The 10305-nt window shown below is 60.5% G+C and carries 8 protein-coding genes and 1 rRNA gene; 2 read left to right on the forward strand and 7 right to left on the reverse strand.

What is annotated here, in order from left to right:
* Nucleotides 1-125, reverse strand: a 16S ribosomal RNA gene (locus tag WCA85_RS09390); the annotation flags it as partial.
* Nucleotides 126-916: 791 nt separating this feature from the next.
* On the opposite strand from WCA85_RS09390, the gene rpoD reads away from it, so the two are divergent.
* The gene (gene rpoD, locus WCA85_RS09395; RefSeq protein WP_424063144.1) at nucleotides 917-2905 is read left to right on the forward strand and encodes an RNA polymerase sigma factor RpoD; all 1989 of its coding nucleotides are present in this window, start codon (nucleotides 917-919) and stop codon (nucleotides 2903-2905) included.
* Nucleotides 2906-2926: 21 nt separating this feature from the next.
* On the forward strand, nucleotides 2927-3337 hold the full coding sequence (locus WCA85_RS09400; protein ID WP_424063146.1) for a lysozyme inhibitor LprI family protein: 411 nt from the start codon (nucleotides 2927-2929) through the stop codon (nucleotides 3335-3337).
* 66 nt (nucleotides 3338-3403) lie between these two features.
* Here WCA85_RS09400 and WCA85_RS09405 read toward each other — a convergent pair whose 3' ends face one another.
* From WCA85_RS09405 to WCA85_RS09430, 6 genes are all read right to left on the reverse strand, one after another.
* The gene (locus WCA85_RS09405) at nucleotides 3404-3907 is read right to left on the reverse strand and encodes a sensor histidine kinase (RefSeq protein ID WP_424063148.1); all 504 of its coding nucleotides are present in this window, start codon (nucleotides 3905-3907) and stop codon (nucleotides 3404-3406) included.
* A gap of 386 nt (nucleotides 3908-4293) precedes the next feature.
* Nucleotides 4294-5040 (reverse strand): hypothetical protein, encoded by a 747-nt coding sequence (locus WCA85_RS09410; protein WP_424063149.1) that lies wholly within the window; start codon nucleotides 5038-5040, stop codon nucleotides 4294-4296.
* A 70-nt stretch (nucleotides 5041-5110) separates the two neighbouring features.
* Nucleotides 5111-6499 (reverse strand): FAD-binding oxidoreductase, encoded by a 1389-nt coding sequence (locus WCA85_RS09415; protein WP_424063151.1) that lies wholly within the window; start codon nucleotides 6497-6499, stop codon nucleotides 5111-5113.
* A 38-nt stretch (nucleotides 6500-6537) separates the two neighbouring features.
* Nucleotides 6538-7707, reverse strand: coding sequence for a fumarylacetoacetate hydrolase family protein (locus WCA85_RS09420; RefSeq protein ID WP_424063153.1), 1170 nt, complete (start codon nucleotides 7705-7707; stop codon nucleotides 6538-6540).
* A 102-nt stretch (nucleotides 7708-7809) separates the two neighbouring features.
* A complete protein-coding gene (locus WCA85_RS09425; RefSeq protein WP_424063154.1) occupies nucleotides 7810-9849 on the reverse strand; it encodes an acetoacetate--CoA ligase in 2040 nt (679 codons plus the stop codon).
* Nucleotides 9850-9943: 94 nt separating this feature from the next.
* Nucleotides 9944-10305: ATP-binding cassette domain-containing protein (locus WCA85_RS09430; RefSeq protein WP_424063156.1), on the reverse strand; the 362-nt coding region annotated here is incomplete at its 5' end.

Consider the following 10305-nt stretch of genomic DNA (forward strand, 5'->3'; position numbering starts at 1 on the left):
GTTCCGATGTATTACTCACCCGTTCGCCACTCGCCACCAGGATTACTCCCGTGCTGCCGTTCGACTTGCATGTGTAAGGCATGCCGCCAGCGTTCAATCTGAGCCAGGATCAAACTCTTCAGTTCAATTCCTGTTACTGTTTTCGGGCTCTTTCGAACCCGGTCGCTCACTCAACGTACTGACGATGATTTGATTGCTCAAACCTTCCTCTAATACTGTGTGAGACTTGATACTTTCGCTTTTGCAGCAAACCCCGAAGAGTTCACCGCACGCGTCTCGCATCAAGCGCCCACACTTATCGGCTGTTAATTTTTAAAGATCAATCCGCTCAGAAGCTCTGCTTTCTTCGCGTCCCTCATCTGACGGGAGGCGAATTATGGAATGCGGTTTGCTCGCCGTCAACCCCCTTTCGCGAAAATCTTTCTGTACGTAGATCAAGGCGCTCTCCCCGTGGATCATCGCGAAGCGTATGCATCCGCGCAGCACGACTTCCGCCCTACATATAGTCATGTCGCGTAGCGCGCACGCTCCAATGGCGACGCGTCATCTGCAAATCAGGTGTTGAGAAGTTCGCGATGAACCCCATATCAAACACACGGCGGTGTATTGCGACAATCTACTGCAGCAGCCGGCCATCCCTCACCATGGGTGATCTGCCCCCAGGGCGCACACCAGTTGACCATTTTCAACATTTATCTTCACGAGGGAGAGGAGCGCGACCCATAGTTCGTATATAATCGCTGGCCGCGCGAATTTTGCGCGTCTCTATGGGCCCGCTTCGAGCGGGCCAATCTTTTCGCTCTTTGCGAGCATAGACAATCCAGCCGCACGTATCACTCAGGTGATGTTGCGGCCTAGCCGAAACGCCTGAGCGTCGCGTCTTGCGCCTCATAGCGAAGCCTTCGAGGAGAAGACATTGAATCCTTTCGATCGGGACGATTCCGCAGATAACACTGCCGGATACTCAATCAAGGCCCCTGCTGGGCGAACCGCCAAAGGCAAGGGCGCGGGTAAAGCGATCCCGGTTGCTGCCGAAACATCGCAGCAAATCGAAGAGCAGCAACGCCAGATGCGCGCGCTGATCCAGTTGGGCAAGGAGCGCGGGTATCTGACGCACGCGCAGATCAACGATCACCTGCCCGACAACTTCGCGCAAACCGCGGCGATGGAAACCATCGTCGCCACCTTCAACGACATGGGTGTGGCGGTCTACGAGACGGCCCCCGATGCGGAAGCGCTGCTGCTCAACGCCAACTCGCCGGTAGTCACGGACGACCAGGCGGACGAAGAAGCGGAAGTTGCGCTGTCGACCGTCGACTCCGAATTCGGTCGCACCACCGACCCCGTGCGTATGTATATGCGCGAAATGGGCGCCACGGAGCTGCTGACGCGCGCCGGCGAAATCGCCATCGCCAAGCGCATCGAAGACGGTCTGCACGAGATGGTTCAGGCGATTGCGGCATGTCCGTCGGCAGTCGCAGCCATTCTGGCCAGCGCGGATCAAATCGCGGCAGGTGAGTTGCGAATCGACGAACTGGTCGACGGCCTGAACGAAAACACGGCTGCGGAAGAGGAATCGGACGCAGGCGTCGAAGCCGCGGCAGATCTCGACACCGATAGCGACGACAGCGACGATAGCGACGGCGACGACGACATTCCGGCGGACTCGAACGCCGTAGATGAAGCGCGCCTGAAAAAGCTCACGAGCGATTGCCTCGAGACCTTTGCCCGTGTTCGCACGCGCTTCGACGAGGTCAACTCGCTGCACGCCAAGGACGCGACGTCGTCCAAGGCCCACCTGCGCGCACGCGAAGACATTCAGCAAGAACTGGCAGCCCTGCGCTTTACCGCGCGCACGATTGACCGGCTGTGTGGCGATGTGCACCACCAGGTCACGCAAGTCCGCGCTATCGAGCGCCGCGTTCAGCAAATCGTGCTGGAAAAGAGCGGCATGCCGCGCGAACTGTTCATCGAAACGTTCCCCGGCCACGAAACAGATCTGGACTGGACCATGCGCATGGCCGCCAAGTCCAAGGAATTCGGCGCCGCGCTGGAGCGCAATCTGCCGGCCATTCAGGCCGAACAGCAAAAGCTGATCGCCATTGAAGCGACCGTCTCGCTGCCGCTGAAGCAGTTGAAGGACATCAACCGCAAAATGGTCGCGGCCGAAGCAAAGATGCGCAAGGCCAAGAGCGAAATGATCGAGGCAAACCTGCGTCTCGTGATCTCCATCGCCAAGAAGTACGTCAACCGTGGCATGCAGTTCCTGGATCTGATCCAGGAAGGCAACATTGGTCTGATGAAGGCGGTCGACAAGTTCGAATATCGCCGCGGCTGGAAATTCTCCACGTACGCAACGTGGTGGGTGCGTCAGGCGGTGACACGTTCGCTGGCCGATCAGGCACGCACGATTCGCGTGCCGGTGCACATGATCGAGACCATCAACAAGCTGAACCGCATTTCGCGCGAGATCCTGCAGCAGACCGGTCAGGAAGCGCATCCGTCGGTGCTCGCGGCGCGGATGGATCTGACGGAAGAAAAGGTCCGTAGCATTCTGAAGATCGCTCGCCAGCCGGTTTCGATGGAAACGCCGATGGGCGAAGATGGTGATGCGACCCTTGGCGACATGATCGAAGACTCCGCGGCTACATCGCCGGCGGAAGCTGCGGTACAGGCCGATTTGCGCATCGCCATTGACGACGCGTTGGACTCGCTGTCGCCGCGCGAGGCGAAAGTCTTGCGCATGCGTTATGGCATCGACACCAAATCGGACCATACGCTTGAAGAAGTCGGCAAGCAGTTCGACGTGACACGCGAGCGCATTCGCCAGATCGAGAGCAAGGCCATGCGCAAGCTGATGCACCCGAGCCGCGCAGACCGCCTCAAGTCGTTCCTCGACCGGTAATCGTCATTCGAAGGACTTGAAGTGAAACGCTCGCACTACGCCGCCGCCCTCCTGTGTTTGCTGCCGTTAGCCGCTTCGGCGGCTGACTGCAATCATCCGCCGGGAGGCGCCGGTCTGGCGAGCGCACAAGCGAATTTCGAATGCGCCGAGAAGGTCCGTGCCGCCACGGATCAGCAGTTGAACGACATGGTTCAGAAGTTGCTCGGCACACTGCGTGACGATACGAAACGCGGCATCAAACCGCACACGGACTTCATTGCTGGGCAACAAGCCTGGCTCGCCTATCGGAACGCCGAGTGCGACTTCCGCATGAGTTTGAGCAGCGGCGCGCCGCAATGGGCCAAGGTGAATCGCTCGCAATGCCTCACAGATCTGACGGCGACTCGCGTCAAGAACCTTGAGGACTATCTTCAGCAGGCTCAGTCGGAATAAGGCCGCCTGACACCGCGCGGTAACCCACGCGCGGCACCGTCTCCACTCTCAGCTTGCATCCGGCGTCTACCATACGGCGCCGCAAGGCGGTCGCCAGCAGTTAAGCACGACACAGGTGCCCGGATTCGCATCTGCCAGAATCAGCCTGAAATCATGCAGGTGGGCCACCGCCTGCACCACCGACAGCCCAAGGCCCGAACCCGGCACATCGCGTGTGCGTTCGCTACGATAGAACCGTTGCAGCACGGCGACCCGCTCGTCGGCCGGGATGCCGGGACCGTCGTCGACGACCGTGATCCGAGGACCATCCGGACTTTGACGCACACCAATCACCACCCTTCCGCCTTGACGCGCAAACTTGATGGCATTGTCAACGAGATTGACCAACGCCTCGAACATCAACGGATAGTCGGCACGCAAACGGACTACCTGAATGAACAGCTCGGGCTGGGTATGTATGCGGCGACGAACCGTCCCTTGTACTTTGCTAAAAGGCTGCCCACCATGAAACGCAATCTCGCCACTCTGCTGCTTGCCGGCACCGTCACGCTCCTCGCTACTGCGGCGCATGCTGCCCCCGCCCAGACTGCTTCGGAAGGTCTCACGCGTGCTCAGGTCAAGCCGACCTTTACCGCTCGTTCCTGAACGGCACGACGGCCGAAGATGAGAAGACGTCGTATCCCTCGGCTCCGGAGGATCGTGCAGAAGTGTCGGCACAGCGTATAAAGGAAGCGCGTGTAAATCCCGCGTATGCGAACTTTGCTCAATAAGCGCTCGCGCAGTCGGAAGTGTCCAGACGCATCGACAATTCCGTTTTGCACTCGCTCGGGCGATCTGTGCGGCCAGTACACGACATCATCGGTTCCCGCTAACGCCAAAGTCGGAACGGTCAACTTGCTGAGGCGGCAGTACGCGTGATCGTCCGGCTTCCAGCGCTGCATCAATGCCTGGGCAGCTCACTTTGTGCCATCGAACACGACCACATCGGAGCGATCCGGCTTCGGCAACGCGATCAGCAAGCGGCTTTCATCGACCAACGCCGATCCAGTGACCGTGGTGTTCGGTGCGGCACAGCCCGTCCCGCTAAACGTGACCGATGCACTGTATGCGTTGACGCCACTGTCTGGTGTCACTTTGCCGCGAAACTCGCAACCACCCGACATGCTACCGGCTAGCAATCCGTCACCCGCGATGAGCATTTGCGCGGACCCTGTGCTTTGCATCGAGCCCATCTGTCCGTTGTACTCGCCCGCAATCGCCGCGAGACCGGGCCCTTGTCCGAGCATCGGCTTGGGGGCCGCGGAGAAAGTCATGGGAGCAGTGCCGCTGCCTGGCGCGGTGATCGTGCCGCTCACATTCGGCGATCGGGAGAAATCAATCTGCACCTGCACCGGCGATGCCGCCGCGTTCGGCGCCAAGGTGTACTGCGTGGCGGCCGTGCCTGTGAACTGTCCGTTGCCTGTCTGTTGACCGTTCGTCACGACAATCACGGCCGCCACCGGCCTCTGATAGAACAGGTAAGCCGATCCGTTATAAAGCGAGAGCAGGGTAACGGGTACATTCGTGGAGAAGACGCCGCTGTAGACCCCAGCGGAGGACACCAGCAGATTCGTCGCCGATTGGGCCGGCAGCGGCGGCGCGCTGCCCGTGCTGCATGCGCAGAGCACCACGCTACAACCGACGCTTACAAGCATCTTTCTCACGTACACCCCCTCGATATCCGCAGGAGCCATCGTCACGATCCAGAACAGGCGGGCCCCATCGACAGTTCCGTCAAAAGATCTTGCCCGGATTCAAAATCGCATTCGGATCCAGCGCCACCTTGATAGCTCGCATCGCGGCGATATCCGCATCATTCCGCGTGAACCCGAGATACGCCTTCTTCTTCGTGCCGATGCCGTGCTCCGCGGAAACCGACCCATGAAATTCGCGCGTCACATCGTAGATCACGTCATCAATCTCACCATGCAACGTCTTCCCTGAACCGGGCACATCAACGACGATATGCAGATTGCCATCCCCAAGGTGGCCATAAATCATCACCAGCGCCTGTGGCCAGCGCTCACGCAGGCGCATGTCGCAGCGCGCGGCGACATCACCGACATCGCTGACTGAAAAGCTGACGTCATACGCGGCATGGTTCGGAATGAACTTCGGATACTCGCCTGGCGCATCACGAATCGCCCAGAAGGCGAGCGCGTCGGCCTCCGACGTCGCCAACGCAGCGTCGGCAACGATCTCCTTCTCAAGCATACCGCCGAGAAATTCCTCGAACGCTTGCGTGTGCCGCACCGGATCGCCACCCACGCTCTCAAGCAGCACGTAAAACGGAAACCGCTCCTTCACGGGCGGACGCAGGCTCGGCAGATTCGTGAGCACAGCGTCGTAATAGCCGGCCCACATCACCTCGAATGCGGACACGCCAGCCGCGAGCCCCGCCTGGGCTTCTTCGAGCAGCGTCGTCACCGCAGGGTATGACGGCAGCGCGCACCACGCAGTCGCGACCGCACGGGGGCGTTGCCTCAGACGCAGCACAGCACGCGTGATGACACCGAGCGTGCCCTCGCTGCCAATCAGCAGGTTTCGTAGATCGTAACCGCTATTGTTCTTGATCATCTTGTGCAACGCGCCCACTACCTCGCCGCTCGCCAGCACTGCCTCGAGGCCCAGCACCTGGTCGCGCATCATTCCGTATTTAATGACGCGATTACCCCCCGCGTTCGTCGCAAGGTTTCCGCCTATCGTGCAACTGCCACGCGCACCGAGATCAAGTGGGAAATAAAGACCGGCATCGAGCGCGGCCTCCTGCACGACCTGGAGGGGCATACCGGCTTCGACCGTTATCGTGCCTGAAATGCGGTCGATTTCGACGATGTGATTCATCCGCTCGAGACTCAGCGCTAACTCGCCATTGAGCAGATTCGCGCCGCCCACAAGCCCCGTCAACCCGCCTTGCGCGACAACGGCCTGCCGATACTGATTGCAGATGCGCAACGCCACTGCGACTTCATCCGTGTTGCGCGGCCGGATGATGGCGCGCGGCGTCGCGCCTGGCAAACCGCTCCAGTCCACGACCTGCCGTGCGCCGAACTGCTCCGGCAGCGTCACCACCTCTGCACCAAGCGCCTTAAGCAACGCCTCGATCACGTCCCCTTGCTGCATGGCCGCCTCCCTACCAGGAATTACGCTTTGCCAGGAATTCAGAGCAGCCCGCGTTTTGCCAGATTCTTATACAGTGCCCTCACGCCGAAGGTCCACGGCGGAATGGCCGTCGAAAGCTGCACCGTATTGACCAACGCCCCGAGCGAAGGCGTCGCGATCGTCACCACATCACCGAGATGATGCGTAAAGCCCGCACCGGCGGCATCGCGATCCTTGATCGGTGAAAACATCGTGCCGAGGAACAGCATGAAACCATCGGGGTACTGATGATGTTCTCCGCAAGTCTGCGCGACGAGATCAACCGGGTCACGGCTAATCTCCTGCATATGGCTCACGCCATCGAGCACGAAGCCGTCCGCACCTTCGATACGCAGTGACAAACTCGCCGCGCGCACCGTGTCGAGCGTAAAGCGCTCATCGAACAGACGCACAAACGGACCGATTGCGCACGAGCCGTTATTGTCTTTTGCCTTGCCCAGCAGCAACGCCGAACGGCCTTCGATATCGCGCAGATTCACATCGTTACCCAGCGTCGCGCCGACAATCTGACCTGCGCTATTCACGGCAAGCACAATCTCCGGCTCCGGGTTGTTCCACACCGAGGTAGGATACAGACCAACATCAGCACCCTGCCCCACAGCAGACATTGGCTGCGATTTCGAAAACACTTCGGCGTCCGGCCCGATACCCACTTCCATGTATTGAGACCACGCGCCGCGCCGTTCGAGTTCCGTTTTAAGTCGCATCGCAGCGTCCGAGCCTGGCTTGATCTTCGCGAGATCCGTGCCAATCAGTTCGGTGATCGTTCGTCGCACTTCGACAGCTTTTGTCGCATCACCGGCAGCCTGTTCTTCGATCACGCGCTCAAGCAGGCTTACCGCGAATGTCACTCCGCACGCCTTGATGGCCTGCACATCGCATGGCGCGAGCAGTTTTGGGCCTGCGTGATCAGCCGGCGCGAAACTCGCTTCTAGCAGCGCACTGACCGTGCCTAACGCCTCGCCGGACGCGTCCCGGGCGATTTGCACAGCATCGGCCCGGTCGAACAGATCGGCCGTTGTAGCCACAGTTGATGTGATATCGAAGACCTGGCCAGCACGCACTACCACGACAGACGGTCCATTAACCGGCGCAGGGCGCCAGACGCGGCCTATCAGTAGTGCGTGATCGAGGTCGTCAGGAAGGCAAGAAGCGGGATCGGTTCGCATATCGTCATGTCCGGCGTGTTGACCAAAAACTGATCGTATCCATGCGACAGCGGAGTGTCCATCTTCTTGGACCGCCCCGCACCTTCTGGGAAAGTACCGGCCCTAACCCCGACGACGCGCCGCGTGCAAGGCCGATTGCTGCACGTACCAGTCAAGACATTGCGGATTCGCCATAGCCTCGCGATTGACAACCTTCTCCAGCGCATGACCGAGAAACAGCTTCTTGATCGGCACCTCCTGCTTCTTGCCGGACAAGGTGCGCGGAATTTCCGGTGCCTGCAGAATCTGATCCGGCACGAAGCGTGGCGACAGCGAGGTTCTGATCGCCGCCGCGAGACGCGATTCCAGCGCGGCATCCAGCGTGATGCCATCACGCAGCGCCACAAACAGCGCCAGATAGCTCTCGCGCCCGAGATACTCGAGATCGATCACCATCGAATCGAGTACTTCCGGCAACGCCTCGACCGCGGCATAGATCTCGCTTGTGCCCATGCGCAAACCGCTACGGTTGATCGTGGCGTCGCTGCGGCCATAGATAATGCATGCGCCATCGGCTTCGATCTTTAGCCAGTCGCCGTGACGCCACACGCCGGGATAGACATCGAAATAGCTGGAAAGGTAGCGGGCATTGCCCTCGTCGCCCCAGAAATGCAGAGGCATGCCGGGAATGGGCCGGGTACACACCAGCTCGCCCACTTCGCCAATCACCGGTTGCCCTGCGTCGTCCCACGCCTCGACGGCGGCCCCGAGTTGCCGGCACTGCATCCGTCCCGGCACCTGCGGCAGTTCGCGGTTGCCCGTGGCGAAGTTACCGCACAAATCGGTGCCACCGGAGATATTGAGCCACCAGATGTCCTGTGTACCGATCGTGGCGAATTGCGCGGTGCCCCAGCGCTGCACGTCTTCGGGCAGCGGCGAGCCAGTGGTGCCGATAGCGCGCAATCGCGAGAGATCACCGCAATCCGCCAGCGACAACGCTGCCTTCATGCAGTTAGCGTGAAAAGCCGCGCCGGCACCGAGAACGGTGACCCTGTGACGCGCGGCGAACCGGTACAGCACGCCCCAGTCCGGATGTTCCTTGCTGCCGCTGGGACAGCCGTCGTAAAGGCAGATCGTCGTGCCGGCGAGCAGCGCCGAGACCTGCACATTCCACATGATCCAGCCAGTAGAGCTATACCAGTGGAATCGCTCGCCACGATTGTTGCTGCTATAGCTCGCGCCAAGGTCGGTGTGCAACATCACACTCAGCGCGGTCACCAATACACCGCCGTGGCTCTGCACGATGGCTTTGGGCAGGCCCGTGGTACCGCTGGAGTAAACCACCCACAGCGGATGGTCAAACGCCAACCACTCGGGGACAAACGCTAAAGCAGCCGCATCGTCGCGTGCGACCACATTGGCGAAGCTGAGTGCATCTGCTACGCGGGATACCGCGTACGATGTTTCCAGCACAATCAGCGTCTGCACTGCAGGGAGCGCCGCACGCAGCGAGGACACAACCTGGCTGCGGTCCATCGGTCGGCCCGCGTAATGGACCCCATCAGCGGCGATTAACACACGCGGTTCGATTTGACGGAACCGGTCGATCACAGCCTGGAGCCCCATGTCAGGCGCGCACACACTCCAGACCGCGCCAATGCTGCAACACGCGAGAAACGCCACCACCGTTTCAGGAACGTTAGGCAAGTACGCCACCACGCGATCGCCACGCTGCACACCCTGTTCGCGCAAGGTCACGGCAAGCGCGGCCACCTGTCGCTTCAGTTCGGGCCAGCTCAGTTCTCGGGTCCGCCCCTTCTCGTCCTCGCTAACGATAGCGGCCATGCCCGCCGCATGCGCAGCATCCACGTGTCGGAGCACCTGGTGCGCGTAATTCACCTGTGCACCAGGAAACCAGCGCGCGCCCGGCATGCGCTCCTCGGCCAGCACCGCACTGTATGGCGTCGGCGATTGCATGCCACCAAAGGCCCAGACACTGCCCCAGAACGCGTCGAGATCCGAGACCGACCATTGCCAGAGTGCTGCGTATGAATCAAACGAGAGGCCGCGGGTTTGACGCAGCCAGTCCTGATACAGGCGGATTTGAGGAATGCAGGGGCCACTAACGGGCCGGCATCCGGCGACAGAATCTATGTGGCTCATATTTTCGGGCGGCAATTCGAGTACGGTCTGCGGACGGCGATACGTTATGCAACAAGAGGCTCTACAAGGGGTCCATAACAGGCGAAAAGCAGCGCTACACCTCCAGCCACTCTTTACGCACCTGCGCATTGGCCTTCAGCTCGCCTGGCGTGCCTTCGAATACGATGTTTCCGTGCCCCATGACATAGACGCGCTGCGAGATATCGAGCGCAATGGCGAGCTTCTGCTCGATCAGCAGCACCGACACGCCACGCTCCTTGAGCGCCTCCAGATACTCGCCGACCAGCGCCACGAGCTTGGGCGCAAGTCCTTCGGTGGGCTCATCGATGAGGATCAGATCCGGGTCGCCCATCAGCGTACGGCACAACGTCAACATCTGCTGCTCGCCACCGGATAGCACGCCGGCTGCGGTGTTCTCGCGCTCTTTCAGGCGGGGGAACATCCCGTACATTTCCG

Origin of the sequence: Paraburkholderia sp., assembly GCF_049581445.1 — a bacterium.
GTDB lineage: Bacteria > Pseudomonadota > Gammaproteobacteria > Burkholderiales > Burkholderiaceae > Paraburkholderia.